The organism is Embleya sp. NPDC059213 (assembly GCF_042754445.1).
GTDB lineage: Bacteria > Actinomycetota > Actinomycetes > Streptomycetales > Streptomycetaceae > Embleya.
The window spans coordinates 34,491-51,038 of sequence record NZ_JBHZAV010000065.1; the positions used below are offsets into that span (position 1 = coordinate 34,491).

At 72.7% G+C, this 16,548-nt stretch carries 17 protein-coding genes; 7 read left to right on the plus strand and 10 right to left on the minus strand.

Annotation, left to right across the window (positions count from 1 at the left end; translation table 11 throughout):
• Nucleotides 1–167: 167 nt before the first annotated feature.
• Together ACFXMF_RS23835 and ACFXMF_RS23840 are read right to left on the minus strand one after the other, a co-directional pair.
• The gene (locus tag ACFXMF_RS23835; protein ID WP_379989142.1) at nucleotides 168–1,271 is read right to left on the minus strand and encodes a winged helix DNA-binding domain-containing protein; all 1,104 of its coding nucleotides are present in this window, start codon (nucleotides 1,269–1,271) and stop codon (nucleotides 168–170) included.
• 106 nt (nucleotides 1,272–1,377) lie between these two features.
• Nucleotides 1,378–1,956, minus strand: a complete 579-nt coding sequence (locus ACFXMF_RS23840) for a DinB family protein (RefSeq protein ID WP_379989141.1) — start codon at nucleotides 1,954–1,956, stop codon at nucleotides 1,378–1,380.
• Between the two features lie 106 nt (nucleotides 1,957–2,062).
• On the opposite strand from ACFXMF_RS23840, the gene ACFXMF_RS23845 reads away from it, so the two are divergent.
• Nucleotides 2,063–3,073 (plus strand): helix-turn-helix transcriptional regulator, encoded by a 1,011-nt coding sequence (locus tag ACFXMF_RS23845; RefSeq protein WP_379989139.1) that lies wholly within the window; start codon nucleotides 2,063–2,065, stop codon nucleotides 3,071–3,073.
• Nucleotides 3,074–3,186: 113 nt separating this feature from the next.
• On the opposite strand, the gene ACFXMF_RS23850 is transcribed toward ACFXMF_RS23845, so the two are convergent.
• Nucleotides 3,187–4,797, minus strand: a complete 1,611-nt coding sequence (locus ACFXMF_RS23850; protein WP_379989138.1) for an IucA/IucC family protein — start codon at nucleotides 4,795–4,797, stop codon at nucleotides 3,187–3,189.
• A 38-nt stretch (nucleotides 4,798–4,835) separates the two neighbouring features.
• Between ACFXMF_RS23850 and ACFXMF_RS23855 the strand changes: the two genes are divergently transcribed.
• Nucleotides 4,836–6,323 carry an IucA/IucC family protein gene (locus ACFXMF_RS23855; protein WP_379989137.1) on the plus strand — a complete coding sequence of 496 codons (1,488 nt, stop codon included), beginning with the start codon at nucleotides 4,836–4,838 and terminating at the stop codon, nucleotides 6,321–6,323.
• On the opposite strand, the gene nadE is transcribed toward ACFXMF_RS23855, so the two are convergent.
• Complete coding sequence (gene nadE, locus ACFXMF_RS23860) at nucleotides 6,320–7,159, minus strand: ammonia-dependent NAD(+) synthetase (protein ID WP_360306555.1); 840 nt, start codon at nucleotides 7,157–7,159, stop codon at nucleotides 6,320–6,322. The two genes, ACFXMF_RS23855 and nadE, sit on opposite strands and share 4 nt — an antisense overlap.
• Before the next feature lie 58 nt (nucleotides 7,160–7,217).
• Nucleotides 7,218–7,418, minus strand: a complete 201-nt coding sequence (locus tag ACFXMF_RS23865) for a hypothetical protein (protein WP_360306552.1) — start codon at nucleotides 7,416–7,418, stop codon at nucleotides 7,218–7,220.
• A 327-nt stretch (nucleotides 7,419–7,745) separates the two neighbouring features.
• On the opposite strand from ACFXMF_RS23865, the gene ACFXMF_RS23870 reads away from it, so the two are divergent.
• On the plus strand, nucleotides 7,746–8,597 hold the full coding sequence (locus ACFXMF_RS23870) for an alpha/beta hydrolase (protein WP_379989135.1): 852 nt from the start codon (nucleotides 7,746–7,748) through the stop codon (nucleotides 8,595–8,597).
• 58 nt (nucleotides 8,598–8,655) lie between these two features.
• Here ACFXMF_RS23870 and ACFXMF_RS23875 read toward each other — a convergent pair whose 3' ends face one another.
• A complete protein-coding gene (locus ACFXMF_RS23875) occupies nucleotides 8,656–9,246 on the minus strand; it encodes an HAD family phosphatase (RefSeq protein WP_360306546.1) in 591 nt (196 codons plus the stop codon).
• 217 nt (nucleotides 9,247–9,463) lie between these two features.
• Entirely contained in the window at nucleotides 9,464–10,027 is a 564-nt protein-coding gene (locus ACFXMF_RS23880) for a TetR/AcrR family transcriptional regulator (protein ID WP_379989132.1), read from the minus strand.
• Nucleotides 10,028–10,149: 122 nt separating this feature from the next.
• Between ACFXMF_RS23880 and ACFXMF_RS23885 the strand changes: the two genes are divergently transcribed.
• Nucleotides 10,150–10,773 (plus strand): DUF2867 domain-containing protein, encoded by a 624-nt coding sequence (locus tag ACFXMF_RS23885; protein ID WP_360306540.1) that lies wholly within the window; start codon nucleotides 10,150–10,152, stop codon nucleotides 10,771–10,773.
• A gap of 37 nt (nucleotides 10,774–10,810) precedes the next feature.
• Here ACFXMF_RS23885 and ACFXMF_RS23890 read toward each other — a convergent pair whose 3' ends face one another.
• Together ACFXMF_RS23890 and ACFXMF_RS23895 are read right to left on the minus strand one after the other, a co-directional pair.
• On the minus strand, nucleotides 10,811–11,107 hold the full coding sequence (locus ACFXMF_RS23890; protein WP_379989131.1) for a hypothetical protein: 297 nt from the start codon (nucleotides 11,105–11,107) through the stop codon (nucleotides 10,811–10,813).
• Nucleotides 11,108–11,375: 268 nt separating this feature from the next.
• Complete coding sequence (locus ACFXMF_RS23895; protein WP_379989129.1) at nucleotides 11,376–11,723, minus strand: DUF1330 domain-containing protein; 348 nt, start codon at nucleotides 11,721–11,723, stop codon at nucleotides 11,376–11,378.
• A gap of 262 nt (nucleotides 11,724–11,985) precedes the next feature.
• On the opposite strand from ACFXMF_RS23895, the gene ACFXMF_RS23900 reads away from it, so the two are divergent.
• Entirely contained in the window at nucleotides 11,986–12,609 is a 624-nt protein-coding gene (locus ACFXMF_RS23900) for a glyoxalase (RefSeq protein ID WP_360306531.1), read from the plus strand.
• A 190-nt stretch (nucleotides 12,610–12,799) separates the two neighbouring features.
• Nucleotides 12,800–13,441 carry a TetR/AcrR family transcriptional regulator gene (locus tag ACFXMF_RS23905; RefSeq protein WP_379989127.1) on the plus strand — a complete coding sequence of 214 codons (642 nt, stop codon included), beginning with the start codon at nucleotides 12,800–12,802 and terminating at the stop codon, nucleotides 13,439–13,441.
• 19 nt (nucleotides 13,442–13,460) lie between these two features.
• Here the strand turns inward: ACFXMF_RS23905 and ACFXMF_RS23910 are convergent, their stop codons facing one another.
• Nucleotides 13,461–14,699: an MFS transporter gene (locus ACFXMF_RS23910; protein ID WP_379989125.1), complete on the minus strand. Its 1,239-nt coding sequence runs from the start codon at nucleotides 14,697–14,699 to the stop codon at nucleotides 13,461–13,463.
• 433 nt (nucleotides 14,700–15,132) lie between these two features.
• Here ACFXMF_RS23910 and lanM point away from each other — a divergent pair.
• Nucleotides 15,133–16,548: type 2 lanthipeptide synthetase LanM (gene lanM / locus ACFXMF_RS23915; protein WP_380020768.1), on the plus strand; the 1,416-nt coding region annotated here is incomplete at its 3' end.

Genomic DNA, 16,548 nt, shown 5'->3' on the forward strand with positions numbered 1-16,548 from the left:
GCCCACTCTCTCCCGACCGCCCACCCTTTCGGACCAGGCTACGGGAGCTCGCCGATCACCTACTGCCGCCGACGCGGTTCCGGTGGTTGTCGCCGGTGGTGTTCCGGGGCCGCGGCATGATCGTCCGCCCTGGGCGATTGTTTCTCCGGCGCCGGGCGACGCGGCGTTCACACAGCGGTGATGCGGACTCCGTCGGTGGCGTGGTCGGAGAGGAACGAGGCCAGTTCTCGGCCCTGTTCGGTGAGGGCGGTGTGGTCGGGTCGGGAGAGGGGGGCCAGGGGGGTGACGACCACGGTGTCGGTCTCGACGGTCCAGGTCGCGGCGACTCGGCCGTCCACCAGGACGACGCGGGCGCCGGCCACCGACAGGCCGCGGTGGGCGTCGTCGATGATTCGGCTGCGGTCGTGGTAGCCGAGGATCGCGTTGTCGAACGCCGGCAGGAACCGGACCGGGGCGGGCGTGTCGGGGTCGGGGCGTGGCGCGTCCGGGAGGTCGAGCAGTTCGCGGCCCCGCTCGTCGCGGAAGGCGACCAGCTCCGGGCGGATGGCCGCGACCGCGGCCGGGAGTCCGGCCAGGCCGCTCCAGGCCCGCAGGTCGGCGGTGGCGGCGGGGCCGAACGCGGCCAGGTAGCGCCGTACCAGCGCCTGACCCACGAGGTCGGCACCGTCCGGGTCGAGCGGGTCGATGTCGCGGCCCAGCCAGGCCGCGAGTCGCACGTTGCGTACTCCCGCCCTGGTGCGCCAGAGCCCGCGCGGCGGGAGTTGCACCATCGGCACGAGGGCGGCGATCAGCATCTCCCCCAGTGCGCGCCGGTTTGTCGTCGGCCAATGTTCGGCGAGGGCGCGGGTGAGTTCGGCCATCGTGCGGGGCTCGCCGTCGGCCATGATCGCCCGTCCGGCCGCGGCGAGTTCGGTGAGGTCGAGGCCGTCGAGGTCGGTGCGGTAGGTGCCCAGGACCCGTTGGCGCAACATGGCGTCGTGGCGGGCGCGCCAGGCCAGGGCGTCGGCGGCGGTGACGAGATGCACGGTGCGGCGCATCAGGTGGGTCCGCACCACGTCCCGCCCGATCAGCAGGTCGGAGAGCGTCGCCGGGTCGAAGGCGTGCAGCCGCGACCAGAGTCCGACGAACGGCTCCTGTGGTTCCTGCGCCTGTAGACCGCCGAGATGGGAGACGGCGTCCGACACGGGCAGTTCGGCACGATCGAGGAGCAACTGCCGAGCGAGCGTGGCGCGGTTGAGCGCACGGTTGTCGAGGATGGTTGTCGGACTCATCTGATGGCACCCTCATCGAGCGCATGGCGCTCGCGGATCGAATGGACGGCGGAAACGAGGACCGGGCCCGGGACCGGCCGGCCCGGCGGGCCGGCCGCGTCCCCGCCTACATGGATGTCCGTCCGTCGAGGGTCTCGCGCAGGATGTCGGCGTGGCCCGCGTGTTGGGTGGTTTCGGCGACGATGTGCATCAGCACGCGGCGCGCGCTGTGTGCCGCGCCCGGCTCGTGCCAGGGGGCCTCCGGCAGCGGGTGCGTGGCGGACAGGTCGGGGAGGGTGGCGACGAGCACGTCGGTCCGGGCGGCGACCTGCTCGTAGTCCTCGAGGATCCCGGCGAGCGTTTCGCCGGGCAACATCCGGAAGCCGTTCTCCCGGTCGATCGCCCACTGTGGGATCTCGCGGGCGGTGCCGGCCGCGAAGTCCGCCCAGGTGACCCCCTCGGGCAGGTCGTAGGACATCGCCGTCGGGCCCTCGACCACGAAGCGCGTCCACGTCTCCTCGACGGACGTGACGTGCTTGATCAGCCCGCCCAGGCACAGCGTGCTGACCGTCGGGCAGGCGCGGGCCTGCTCGTCGTCGAGCCCCTGCACCGTGCCGATCAGGTGCTTTCGCGCGGTCGCGAGGGTCGCGAGCAGGTCGGCGCGCTCGGCGTCCGGGGTGGCGGGCTGCGGCGTCGTGTCGGTCATGGTGATCGGTCCTTCCGGTCGTTCCGGGTGATCGCTGATCGGTATGAGACAACGATCCCAACAGAAGCGGCCAGGCAGTGTCCTCTACTCGGGGAACAATGCAGGCATGCCCAAGACCTCGGCCCGTCTGCTCGCGCTGCTCTCCCTGCTCCAGGCACGCCGGGACTGGCCCGGCGCGCTGCTGGCCGAGCGGCTGGACGTGAGCCCACGCACCGTGCGCCGGGACGTGGATCGCCTGCGCGAGCTCGGCTACCCCATCGTGGCCTTCAAGGGACCCGAGGGCGGCTATCGACTCGGCGCCGGCGCCGAACTGCCGCCGTTGTTGTTCGACGACGAGCAGGCCGTCGCCCTCGCCGTCGCCCTGCAGATCGCGGGCACCGCCGGGGTCGGGATCGAGGAGGCCGCGGCACGGGCGCTGGCCACCGTGCGCCAGGTGATGCCGCCGCGATTGCGCCGCCGGATCGACGTCCTGCAGGTCACCGCCGTGCGCCGGCCCACGACGCGATCGGGCTCGCCGGTCGACGGCGGCGTTCTCGTGGCCCTGGGCGACGCCGTACACGCCCGCGAGGTGCTGCGCTTCGACTACGCCCCGGCGCACCCGTCGGCCACCGACGCCGGCGACCCCGCCCAGCCCCCGCCGCGTCGGGTGGAGCCGCACCATCTGGTCACCTGGAGCGGGCGGTGGTACCTGGTGGCCTGGGACCTCGATCGCGCGGACTGGCGCACGTTCCGCGCGGACCGGATCACCCCGCGCGTCCCCACCGGGCCCCGTTTCGCCCGACGCGAGCTGCCCGGCGGGGACGTGGCCACCTTCGTCGCCGGCCGCTTCCAGGGTTCCGACGGCTCCGGCGAGTGGCCGTGCCGCGGCGAGGTGATCCTCGACCTGCCCGCCGCCGCCGTCTCCCGGTACGCCCGCGAGGCAATCGTCGAGGAACTCGGCCCGGACCGCTGCCGGCTCGTGCTGGGCTCGTGGTCCTGGCCCGGCCTGGCCGCCGCCGTCGGCGCCTTCGACGCCGACATCGAGGTCGTCGGACCACCCGAACTCAAGGCCGCCTTCGCCCTCTTGGCCCACCGCTACGCCGCCGCGTCCGAGCGACCCGCCACCCCACCCCCATGACCCCGGTTCGCATCGCCCCGGCCGAGGTGGGGTGCCGTGGTCGTCGACCGGTACCACCCGTCCCCTGCACGTGTTGCGCGCCTACCCGGACGCGCTCGACGCCGTAAACGGCGTCACCGCGTCGGGGCCGGTGTGCCCTCGCACAGGACCGTCGGGTCGCCGTCGGTGAGCGGGCCGACGGGAGCGGGTGTCCGCTGCGGCAGGTGGGCTGCCGTCTGCCCTCGGAGCGGGTTCGGCATCGGTATGAAGTGGGAGTGCGCGCCGTCGGCGTCGCCCCAGCGCAGCGACAGGTTGGCCTTCGCGGGCAGCGTCGGCGTCGTGAGCAGGTCGGCGGCCTCGGGCAGTTCGTACTCGTCCGCGGCACGCTCGAATTCCGCGCGTACGGCCGGCCACAGTGCGTCGGCGGTGTGCGGGAAGCGCTCGGCGAGCGTGCTCGCGATCTCCGTCAGGTGGTTGACCACCAGGCAATAGACCAGACGTTCCCAGCCGACCGCCCGGCCGACGTCGCGGAGCACCTTGACGCCTTCCGCGTCCCGGAAGATCGCCTGCACCGGGAGGCCCTCGCCGTCGACGGCGATCAGGGTGTTCTGGAGGTGGCATTCCAACACCAGGCCGTGCCGGGCGAAGACCTCCAGCACGGGCGGCACCACGTGGCGCAGGTAGGCCGCCCACCATCGGCACGGGTCGGTGACCCGGTCCAGCGGGTTGCCGTCGAAGTCCTCGGTCAGCGCGGCCGCGAGCAACGCCGCGGCCCCGGGCAGCACCCGCCGCCCGAGCCCCTCCCGGACCAGGACCGCGAACGTCTCGAAGAGTCCGCCGACGGTGCGGTAGCCGCTCTCGCGCAACCACGCCGCCGGCCCCGGCAGCGCGTCGAACGCCGCGGCGACCGCGGTGTTGGTACGACACACCTTGACCAGGTCGTGCCGCCACAGCCGGCGAACGTCGTTGGTGATGCGTACGTCCAGACTGAACTTGAGGAACACGTCGTCCACCCCGGCACCGGCGGGCAGATGCACGGTGCGTACCGACGCGGTCGGTCGGGCCGCGACGGCCGTGTGCCCCAGCGCCACGAGTCGTCCGTCGGTGAACGCGCGCAGCACCTCGGGTCGCCGCGCCGCCAGTTCGAGCTGCCACGGGTGGGCGGGCAGCAGTCGGTATCCGGCCGGCGCCACGCCGAGGGTGTCCAGGCGACGCGTATCGCCCTCGCCCACGAGCACGTCCTCGCGCACGCCGAGCAGGGTCAGCGGAAAGCGGGCGTGCGCCTCGGGCGCGTACCGCAACCAGGTGCCGGAGCGCGCGCCCCCGCGGGCCTTGGGTGCGGGATGGTACGGATGCCCCACCAGCAGGGCCTGTTCGGAGCGCAGATATCGATCCGCCGGCGGCTCGGCGCGCACTCGGGCCGCGAGGATCGAGGCCAGCACATCCCGGCTGTCGACCATCTCGGCGAGGAGTCCGGCATTGGCGCGCCCGGTGTTCTCCCGCAGGACCTCTCCCACCAACGCGACCAGGCCGCCGTGGCTCAGGCGTTGCCATGCCCGGCCCACGCGTCGTTCCGGCTGTGCCGGGCGCCGCCCCTCCCGCACCCGCAGCAGCCCGCCGCCGCGCAACCGGTGGATCCGGCGCCCGGCGCCCGGTTCCCCGATCGGTTCGCCGAACTCGCGCAGCAGGCAATTGAGCAGTGGACCCGCCGCGATGTCGTCGATCACGGAGACTGGGATGTTCACGGTCATTCACTGTACGGACCGTAAATGGGGAGCAGGTCTTGTTTCACACGATCGGTGAACGGCTCCTGGCCGACCAGTTGCGCACGGCGTCGCCGGATCGGCTCGGCGCGTACGAGGCGGCGCTGCCCGGCGCCCGGGCCGCAGTGCTGAGCCGGTTGTGGCGCGGCCTGGTGCACGACCGATTGCCCTGGGTCGTGCGCCACGAGCGGGCCGGCGACGCGGTCGTGCTGCACCTGGCCGACGGCCGACGCGCGCACGGCCCGGCGCCCGATCCCTGGGATACCCGGCCCTCGACCACCGTCGTGGTGCTCGCGGGCACCGCGTACCATCACCCGGCTCGGCTGGTCCGCGCGCTACGGGTGCCGCACGGCCCGGAGTTCGCCGTCGAACTCGACAACAGCACGGCCTCCCTCGCCCTTTCCCGCACCACACCGACCCCGCGCGATCCGCCCGGGAGCGACTGGGAGTGGGAACAGCGCGTCGTCGACGGCCACCCCTACCACCCGGGGTGTCGCTCCCGACCCGGCTTCACCGCCGGCGAGCAACTCGCCTATGCCCCCGAGCATCGGCCGGTGGTGCAACTGGGCCTGGCCGCGACCGCCGACGCCCTGGTGGTCGGCGACTGGCCGGCCCACCTGCGCGAGGGGCGCACCGTACTCGTCCCGGTCCACCCTTGGCAGGCCCGGCACGTGCTGCCCGACACCCCCGTTCGGCCGGGCTTTCCGGCGCATCCCCTGATGTCCCTGCGCACCCTCGCCCCGCTCGCCGGCGGCCCGCACGTCAAGACCGCCCTGAGCGCTCGGCTGACCTCCTCGGTGCGCGACATCTCCGAGCACTCGGTGGCGCACTCCGTCGCGGTGTCCGCCTTCCTGGACCGGCTCGCGCGCCGCCTCGACGGTCGCCTGCACATCACCCGCACGCTCGCCGCGGCAAGTGCCGGCACCGCCGACCTCGCGGCGGTGCTGCGCGAGTCGCCCGGCGCCCACGCCGACCACGAGGCGGGCGAACGGGTGTTGCCCGCAGCGGCGTTCGCCGGCTCGCCCGCTGCGGTCCTGGCCTTCGCCCGGCTGGCCGGCTCGGTCTGCCTGGACCTGCTCGACCTGGGCGTGGCCCTGGAGGCCCACGGCCAGAACCTGCTCGTGATCGTGGACCGGGCCGGCGACCCGGTGCGCCTGGTCTACCGCGACATCGCCGACGTGCGGATCAGCCCGGCCCGCCTGCGCCGGCACCGGATCGCCCCACCACCGCTGACCGGGCGACCCGTCACCGACGACGCCGGCGAACTGCGACGCAAGCTCTTCGGGTCGCTGATCACCGGCACCCTCGGCCCCCTGGCGGGCAACGCCCACACGATGCGCGAACTGCTCGCCGCGCTCACCCGAGACCTCGCCCACACCGACGACGTCGAGGCCCTGTCGACCCGGCCACTACCGACGAAGGCCCTCACCGGCATGCGCCTGAACCCGGGCCGCCCGGGCGACGCGTGGACCGAGGTGCCCAATCCCCTCGTCGGCGGGATCGGCTAGCGCCACCAGTCGTCGAGGGGGGTGACCGGGACCGTGCGCTTGTGGCGGGTCGCGCGGTGGATCGATTCCAGCTTCGCGGCCACCTCGGGAGCGACGTCGAGACCTTCGAGGTAGTCGTCGATCTGGCTGTACGTCAGGCCCAGCGCCACCTCGTCGGGCAGTGCGGGTCGGTCGTCCTCCAGATCGGCGGTGGGCACCTTCTCCCACACGCTCGGGGGCGCCCCCAGCTCCTGGAGCAGCGCGGCGCCCTGGCGCTTGGTCAGTCCGGTCAGCGGGGTGATGTCGACGCCGCCGTCGCCGTACTTGGTGAAGAAGCCGGTCACCGCCTCGGCCGCGTGGTCGGTGCCCACGACGAGCAGGCCGGCCTGGCCGGCGATCGCGTACTGGATCACCATGCGTTCGCGGGCCTTGAGGTTGCCGCGCACGAAGTCCCGCAGCCCGGCCGGGTCGCCCGCCTGCTCCGCGAGGCCGAGTGCCACCTCGGCGGCGACGGCGTCCGCGCCCGGCTTGACGTTGACCGTGATCGACCGGTCGGGCGCGATGAACTCCAGCGCGATCTGCGCGTCGTGCTCGTCGGCCTGCACTCCGTACGGCAGCCGCACCGCGACGAATTCGGCCTCGTGTCCCTCGGCCCGCAGTTCCTCGGCGGCGAGTTGGCACAACCTGCCGGCCAGGGTGCTGTCCTGGCCGCCGCTGATCCCTAGCACGTAGCCGTTGGCCGGGGTCGACCTCAGGTAGTGCTTGAGGAAATCGACCCGTTGCCGAATCTCGACCTTGGGCACGATGGTCGCCTTGACGCCGAGCTCGGCAAGAATCTGCTCCCGTGGGTTCACCATCCGGGTACTGTACCGACCGGCCGGAATCGCCCCGCGGGGCGACCCGGCGCCGGCGAGGTCACGGCTGTGCGTTCGACGACGTCACGATGCCGGTCGCCTTCTGCGTGGGCCCGTCCACCATGTGGCCCAGGTTGGCGGGGTCCAGGTTGGTGACCCGGTCCAGGACCGAGGGCCCGGGCCGGTCGGCGTGGGCGGTGGCGGTCGATCCCAGCGTCAACGCGGTGATGGCCAGGGCAGCCGCCGTACAGATTCGGCGCATGGGCATTCCCTCCGAGGGTGCGGAACAAATCTCACGTCGCCAAACGATCGACCGGCCGCCGGGACACGCACTCGGCGGCGCGCCGGATCCTGTCCGCACCGCGTCGGCACCGCAGGCCCATATCGATCATGGTATGACTCTCTCCGAGACCGGCATTTGATCGGCATGCCGCGACCCGAGAGGCTGCCTGATGCTTGTCGAGCACTGCCGATCGGGAAGGAAGTACCGGACCATGCCGACCGTGACCCCGGGCACACACGGGACCGACCACCACGTCACCGCCGGGCCGGCGGCCGCGACGGTGGAGTTCGCGCGGGGTGCCGGCGCATGACGAACGCGGCGGTGGATGCGGAGCTGGACGTCGCGTACGACGCGCGGGCGACGGTGGGACCGGAGCGATTCGCCCGGTTGATGGAGCGCTATCGGGCGGAGTCGGCGGCGGCGGTCGCCGGCCTGCCCGGCACCACGGGGCTGGTCTACGACGACGCGAGCGGGGAGCGGCTGGACGTGTGGGGGCCGGGGTCGGCGACGGCGCCGCGTCCGGTGTTCGTGTTCGTGCACGGCGGCTATTGGCGGGCGTTGTCGCGTGCGGACTCGGCCTTCGGGGCGCGGATGTTGGCCGAGCGCGGGGTGGCGACGGTCGTACCGGACTACACGCTCGCGCCGGCCGCGACCCTGGAGGAGATCACCCGGCAGGTGCGTGCGGCCATCGCGTGGGTGTACCGCGAGGGGCCGCGCCACGGGCTGGATCGTTCGCGGGTGGTCGTGGGCGGCAGTTCGGCGGGGGGCCACCTGGCCGCGATGACGCTGGTCGACGGTTGGCAGGCGGCGGTCGGGTTGCCCGAGGACGTGGTCGCGGCCGGGTTTCCGATCAGCGGATTGTTCGACGTGCGACCGCTGGTGCGCACCCGGGCCAACGCGTGGTTGACCCTGGACGAGGAGCGCGCGGCCGCGCTGAGCCCGCTCGTGCCGGGGGCGCCTCCTCGGGTGCCCGGTGTCACGGTGCTCGCGCAGCACGAGGCGAGCGGTTTCACCGAGCAGTCCCGCGCGTTCGCGGCGCACTGGGGTACGGAGTTGTTGGTCGTCCCGGATCGCAACCATTTCGACGTGGTGCTGGATCTCGCGGATCCGGACACCGCGGTATCACGGGCGCTGCTCGGGCTTTTCGACCGACTGTGACGCCGCCCGGGGCCGGAGCGTCGGCTCCGGGCCCGGCGACCGATGCGAGGTGTGTCGTTCATCCCCGCCGGGGCGGGGGCACGCGCACCGAGGCCATGCCCGCCGCGTCGGCGGCCTGGATCCCCAGGTCGGTGTCCTCGAACACCAGGCAGTCCCGCGGGGCGACGCCCAGGTGCTCGGCGGCCTTGAGGAAACCCTCGGGATCGGGCTTGGCCCTGGTGTAGTCGCCGGCGCACACCAGTACGTCGAACCGGTCCGACAGACCCAACGCGCTCAGCGACGCGGTGACGGAATCGCGGGTGCTGCCGGAGACGACGGCCGTGGGTATGCGTCCGCAGGCGTTGTCGATGTGCGCGAGCACTCCCGGCACGGGGGTCACCTGCGGCAGCAGTTCGCGAAAGAGCGCCTCGCGGCGCTGCGCGACGACCTCGACCGGCATGTCCAGCCCCTGCTCCTGGTTGAGCGAGGCGATGATGCCCGCCACCGTCCGGCCGCCCCAGGCGTAGAACAGGTCCTCGGGGAAGGCGCAGTCCCACTCGTCGAGCGCCTGCTTCCAGGCCCGGTAGTGCAGGGGCATGGAGTCGGCGATGGTGCCGTCGCAGTCGAACAGGTACGCGCGGAACTCGCCCGGCGGCAGCGAAATGATCATCGACCCACCGTATAGCGCGCCGCCCCGGACACCCGCGCGCGGGCCCGGGGCGGCGACGAGGCCGGGGTCACCACGGCGGCGGGTGGGTGTACCCGTCCGCCGGGCTCGTCGGGGACGGGCAACCGGCCGACGGCACGGTCACGTTCACGCTCCGGACTCGGTCGCCCCGTCGCCGGCCGCGGGCCGCCGTCCCGCCCCGCGGTGAGCCGCCGGCGCCCTACGCGTCGCGCGGGCAGTCCATGACCAGGGCCGCGGCGCGGGCGAGCACGTCGGTGCGGCTGCGGCCCTGGTGGTCGGCGGCGAGGGAGTGGTGTCCGATCGCCACGCAGAAGGCGATCAGGCTGCGCGCCTCGACCTCGTCGGGGTCGGGGCAGAAGGTGCCGAACATCTCGCGGAGCAGGTCCATCCGCCGGTTGTCCACGCGGCGCAGGCGCTCGGCGACCGCCTCGTCGCGCCGGGCCCAGTCGCGGACCGCGAGGTCGATCGGGAGCAGTCGGTCGTCGGAGAAGGTGAGCTTGCCGGCGCGCCGGGCCTTGGTCCTGGGGTCACCGCCCTCGCGCTCGACCTGTTCGATCACCTCGTCGGTGCACTCCCGTTGCCAGGTGTCGAGCATCGCCTCCAGAAGCGCGTCGCGATCGGCGAAGTAGCCGTAGAACCCGCCCTTGGTGACGCCGAGGCGCTTCGCCAGCACCTCGATCCTGACCGCGTCCGGGCCGCCGTCGGCCAGGGCCCGCAGGCCCTCCTCGACCCACCTCTCACGTGGTGTGCGCGCAACGCCCACGGTGTCCCACCTCGCTTCCGGTCCGATATACGCCACCGCATATTCGTTCTTGCCCTGATCTATACGCAAGCGTATAACAGGTGGGGACACGCCATCCCGACCCAGCAGGAAAGGCGGCGGCGATGAGGCTTGCCCGCTCGGCGCACACCGAACAGCCCTGGCGAATCCACGAGTTCACCAGCGACTTCCGGATCGAGGACGTGTGGTCCTACCGCACCGCCGGCGCCGGGCCGAACGACTTCCCGGTGATGCTCGCCGCGCTGCGCGGCGACGGCGGATTCGGCAAGCAGAGCGCTCCGGTCCGGTTCCTGTTCGCGCTGCGCTGGAAGCTCGGCGCACTGTTCGGCTGGGACAAGCCGAAGGCGAGCCTGGGGTCGCGGGTTCCGCCCCTGCACGACCGCCTGCCGGCCGACCTCGCCGAGACCGTGGACACCGCCGCGCCGCGCGGGATGCCGTTCACCCCGATGTACGAACTGGCCGACGAGGCCGCCCAGGAACTGGCGAACCAGACCTGCCACACGGTGATGCACCTGGGGTGGGCGCCGGTGTCCGGCGACAGCGGCGAGTACGAACTGCGCATGGCGGTCCTGGTCAAGCCCAACGGCCGATTCGGCCGGCTGTACATGGCCGGCATCGCCCCGTTCCGTCACCTGATCGTCTACCCGGCGCTGACCCGCCAGTGGGAAAACGCCTGGCGCGACCGCACCGTCGCCCGCCCCGAGACCACCGACCCCCACCCGAAATAGCCGGCCGCACAAACTCGCGCGGTGCGGGTCCTCGGCCTCAGGGCCCGACATCCGTGCTTCCGCGGTCCGGGCCCGGCCCGGTCGTGGCGATCATGTCCCGCAACAGATCGAGGACTTCGGCGTGCACGTCGTCCGGGTCCCGGTCCGCGAGTCCGGCGGCCGGGAACACGTAGGGGGCGAACACGCTCCAGGCCGGCACGGCGAGCACCGAGGTCGCCGCGACGACCCGCGGGTCGTACCGGTCCCGGGCCGGGTCCGATGCCGGCCCCGCCTCCCACTCCCGCCCGACCAGTTCCGCGAGCATGCGAATGGCCGGCGACTCGTCGGCGAACACCGAGGAAGTCGAGGTTGTAGTCGGCGGGCACGCCGAACAGGTGCTCGATGCCGAGTTCGGCCAGGCGGGCGACGAGCCGTGCGGCGATGGTGGTCATCGGCCGGCCGCCGCGGGAACGGCCGCGCCGGGCACGGCGATCGGTGGGAGAGCACGAATCACGGGGGCCGCCAGGGTGGGGCGGGCGGCACATCGACCGCAGTTTAGCCAATGGCTAACCGGTCGGGAAGTCAAGGGCCTGCCCGCCGGACCACCCGACCGACCGTGATGGCTACTCCGCCGACAGTGCCTCGCGCATGCCCCTGGCCGTGGCGCCCGGGTCGTAGTCCTCGGGGACGCCCTCGACCAGAATGATGTCGCCCTTGATGTGCCGTGAGCGCAGCGGCGCGATCTCCCGGTACGCGGGTGAGTCCCACCAGGTCCGCGCCTCGGCGATCCCGGGGAAGCCGATCATCACGACGCTTCCGGACCAGCGGCCCTCCATGACCTCGTGCGGCGTGACGTGCACGAGAAAGCGGCCACCGTACGGCGCGAAGGTGGCGGGCAGTCGCTCGATGTAGTCGGCGATCTCCGGGTGCGGGGCGGCGTCTTGCAGGTGGGCGATGGCGTAGGCGGTCATGCTGCGCTCCTCGGTTTCGTTCCACTCGGTGGTCGTTCTCTCCGGTGACCCCAAAACTAGGGAGCCGGGAACGACGGCGAATCGGTCACGCATAGGTACTTGCCACGTGTGCTCGCGGCCGTGGCCGGAGCTCCCGTCGACCCGACGGTCGAATCGATCGGTCGAATCGATCGGTCGAATCGATCGGTCGAATCGATCGGTCCATCCGATCGATCAGGATTCGAGAAGCTCGGGTCGGGGGGTCGCGCCTAGCGTGGTGGGCATGGCAATCACCTCGGTAACCCTCGACGTGGCCGACCCTTCGGCCGCCCACCGCTTCTACACCACCGCGTTCGGTCTGCACACGCAGCTCCGTCTGCGGGCCTCGGACGCGCCCTCGACCGGCTTCCGCGGGTTCGTCATGGCGCTCACCGTGGCCCAGCCGGCCGACGTCGACGCCCTGATCGACGCGGCTCTCGACGCCGGCGCCACCTCGCTCAAGCCCGCCGCGAAGTCGCTCTGGGGGTACGGCGGGGTCGTCCAGGCACCGGACGGGACGATCTGGAAGGTCGCCACCTCGGCGAAGAAGAACAGCGGCCCCGCCACCCGCGACATCGACGAGATCGTGCTCCTGCTGGGCGTCGCGGACGTGATCGCGAGCAAGCGGTTCTACGTGGACCAGGGCCTGGTCGTGGCGAAGAGCTTCAGCCGCGTCTACGTCGAGTTCGCCGCCGGGTCGAGCCAGATCAAGCCGGCCCTGTACCGGCGCCGCGCGCTGGCCAAGGACGTCGGCGTCCCCGCCGACGGCACCGGATCACGCCGCCTCACCATCGCCGGCACCACCGAACCCTTCACCGACCCGGACGGCTACGCGTGGGAGGCCGCCGTCCCGGTGCCCACTGCCTGAACCGGCAGCCGCCGACCGGTTCGGCCCAGGCCCGGCCGGCGCGGATGCCATGGCCGGCCGCAGCTCCCGAACACGGTCGCGGGTGGGCGGTTTTCGGCCGCTCCGTGCGTATCGGCCGGTCCGGCGGTGGGCCGGGGCGGCGCGTCGGAGACAATGGCCGAACGGTCGGGTGACATGAGGGGGTGGGGCGGTGCCGCGGTCAACCTCGGCCAACGAGGAAATGCGTGAGCGCTCGCGCCGGCGCATCCTCGACGCCGCGCTCGTGGTCTTCGCCGAGCGCGGCTACACCGGCGCGACCATCTCCCAGATCGCCGCCCGCGCCGAGGTCGCCCGGGGCCTGGTCACCTACTACTTCGCGACCAAGGACGAATTGCTGGAAGCGTTGTTGTCCGAGGCGTTGCAGACCATGTACGGGGCGACCGCGCCGCCGCCGGGCGAGCGGACCGCCGACGAACGCCTGGCCGGTCTGATCGACCGCACGCTGCAGGGCGCCGCGGCCGGCGTCGACGTGCAACGGCTCCTGTTGTCACTGATGTTGCAGCCGGCCACCCGGGCCACGTACGCCAAGGCCGAGCAGGCGAACATGGCCGCGTTGGAGCAGGCGGAGGATCGTATCCGGGCGATCTTCGCCGAACGCGGCGCGGCCGACCCCGGCGCCGAGGAGGCCACGCTGCGCAGCGTCCTGGAGGGCGTGATCTTCAAGCTGGCCGTCTACCCCGAGACGTACCCGCTGGCCGCGGTCCGCGCCCGGCTGTTCCGGATGTACGACCTCCCGATCACCGACCCGACCCCACTCCGCCCGGCGGAGCGGCTGCGCACCTCGGGCCTTTAGCGCCGGCTGCCGGCACCCCTCAGCCGATCGGGTTCACCGCCTCTTCCCTGGCCTTGGGCGGCACGCTCTCGCGGCGCGGGAGCAGCAGTGGGGTGGCCAGGAGGAGCAGGCCGGCGGCGGCGATCGCGGTGCGTGGGCCGGTGACGGCGGCCAGCAGGCCCCAGCCGGCGGTCAGGGCCGCGATGCCGATGCTGGTGCTGACCGACCAGGCGGCCAGGGTGCGGGCGACCCGGTCGGGGGCGGTGTGTTCGAGCCGGTGGGTGGCCAGTACCGGGTTGAACAGGCCGCAGCAGGTCACCAGGCCGAGTTGCACGACGATGACCAGGACGATCCCGGGCAGGCCGGGCCGGACGAAGGCCAGGCCCAGCGGCCAGCACGCGCGCAGCGCGCCGGCGGTGCGAAGCACCCGGTGCCGTCCGTACCGGGCCACGAGTGGCTGCGCGAGGCGGGCACCGAGCAGGCCGCCGATGCAGGGGGCGGCGAACACGAGCCCGTACTGCCAGGGTGCGAAGCCGAGATCGCGCAGCATGAGCACGGCGAGCAGCGGTTGGGAGGCCATGATCAGGCCGTTGACCACGATCGTGTTGAGGTACAGCGGGCGCAGCGCGGGTCGGGTCAGGATGTGCCGCCACCCCTCGGGGAGGTCACGCGCACGCAACCGCGGTGCGGCGGTGCGTGGTTCCGTCCCGCCGATGGAGCGGATGCCCAGCGCCGAGAGCAGGTAGCTGACCGCGTCGGCGATCACGGTCGTCACCGGGCCGAACACGCCGATCGCGGCGCCGCCGAGCGGTGGTCCGACGATGGTCGCGGTCCATGTCGTGGACTCGAAGCGGCTGTTCGCCACGAGCAGGTCCGCCGGCTGCACCAGCGTCTTCAGATACGCGCCGGCGGCGGCCTTGAAGGCGATGTCGGCGGCGGCGACGACGACGGACACCACGAGCAGTTGGGCGAAGCCGAGCCGGCCGAGCGCGAACGCGGCGGGCACGCTCATCAACGCCGCGAACCGGATCAGGTCCATCGCCACCATGACCTGCCGCTTGCGCCGGAACTCCACCCACGGGCCGAGCGGCACCGCCACCAGCGCCCCCACCGCCCGCCCGGCCGCGGCCAGCGCCGCCACCTGCCCCGGCCCGGAGTCCAGCACGAGGACCGCGATCAGGGGAAACGCGCCGAATCCGAGCGAGGTGCCGTACGCGCTGACGGCATACGCGGCCCACAACCGCCCGAACCTCGGCCCCAGCGCCCGCCGACCCGCCATACCCCACGCACCCCTCGCCGCCCCGACCCGCGACCGCGGACCATCGGCATCCAAGCGAGTGGCGGGCGACGAGAGCAAACAACCTGCCGGCGGGCGGACACAACCATCGGTTGTACGCGACGCCGGCCGGGGGGCGAATCCGGACACCGCGCCGCGATCCGGCGGACATCCCGACCCGGTCGCATCGGGCGACGTGGGGCACAAGTCGCCTCGGCCGCCCCGGCTCGTCGCCCCTGCGGGTGCCGCCGAGCGTCGCGCACAGGCTCAGGGCTCGGGACTCAGCACGCGGGGCTCAGGACCCAGGGCTCACCTTCGGGTGATCTTCGGTCACCGTCGGTGCAGTTTTTTGTTGACTGTACAGCCATCCAATTGAAAACATGAGCCCGCGCATCGGGCTGGTGCGTCTGTGACCGTTGGCGCCTGGGGGGCCCTCATGCCGGATGTCACCGTCTCGTCCCACGCACCGCACGGGTTGCCCGTGTTGGGCGCTCCGGCGTGGGCGCGGGCGTTGAATCTGGTCGAGCGCGCGGCGCTGGGCGGCGAGGCCGCCGGGAACGCCGAGGAGCGGGCGCTCCGCCGACTGGCACGCTGGCGCGGCGCCGACCCGGGATGGTTGACGGAGCGGTTGGCGCTGCTCGGTGACGGGTGGGACGAGGCCGGGTTGTTCGCGCTGTTGGCCGAGCCCACCGAGCAACTGGCCGACCGGGCCGGGCGGGTGCCCCAATGGTGGCAGGCCCTGGAACGGGTGCTGGACCGGGACGAACCGGCGTGGGACCCCGCGCAGGGTTGGCGCGGCGGGGTCGTGTCGATCGTGCGCCCCTTCGTGGCCGACGCACTTGACCGGCTGCGCGCCGAGTTGCCCCCGCAGAGCGCGGACGCGTTGTGCGGCGACATCGGCGAGGCGCTGAGCAGGTCGCTCGTGGTGGCCGCGTTGCGCACGCTGGTCCTGGAACTCAACGTGATGCGGGTCGGCGGCCGCCTCTCCGGGGACACCTCGGGGGAACGCTTCGGGTCGTTCGTCGAGAAACTCGCCACCCGGGCCGGACGCGAGGCGTTGTTCTTCGAATACCCGGTCCTGGCACGGCTGTCGGCCCGGCGTACCGATCAGACGGTCACCGCCGTGACGGAGGTGTTCCGGCGTCTGCGGGCCGACCGCGAGGCGATCGGGTCCGCCCTGTTCGGCGGGCGGGACATCGGAGACCCCGTCTCGATCGTGCTCGGTGGTGGGGACACCCACGGGGGTGGCCGGGCGGTGGCCGTGTTGCGGTTTCGGGGTGGGGAGCGGCTGGTCTACAAGCCGCGGCCGATGGGGGTGCACGTCCGCTTCCGCGAGGTGTTGGCGTGGTTCGACGAGCGGATCGGCGGGATGGGACTGCGGGTTCCCGCCGCGCTGGATCGTCTCGCGTACGGGTGGATCGAGTTCGTCGAGCCCGCCGAGTGCCGCTCGGCTGCCGAAGTCGGGGACTACTACCGGCGGTTGGGTGCCCTGCTGGCCCTGCTGCACGCGGTCGAGGGCGCCGATTTCCACTACGAGAACCTGATTGCGCACGGTGCGCAACCGGTGCTCCTGGATCTGGAGGGGCTGCTGCATCCGCACCGGCTGCTCGGCGTGGACGACCGGGATCCGGCGGCCGAGGTGCTGATGTCGTCGGTGTTGCGGGTGGGGCTGCTGCCCATCGTGCTGTCGGGCGAGCTCGGCGAGTTGGACATGGGCGGGGTCGGTGGGGATCGCGGCGCCGCGCTGCCGTTCGCGGCGCCCGAGTGGGAGGATCTGGGCACGGACTCGAAGCGCCTGGTGCGGACCCGATCCGACTTCGAAGGCGCGGACAACAGGCCGACGCGGGCAGGC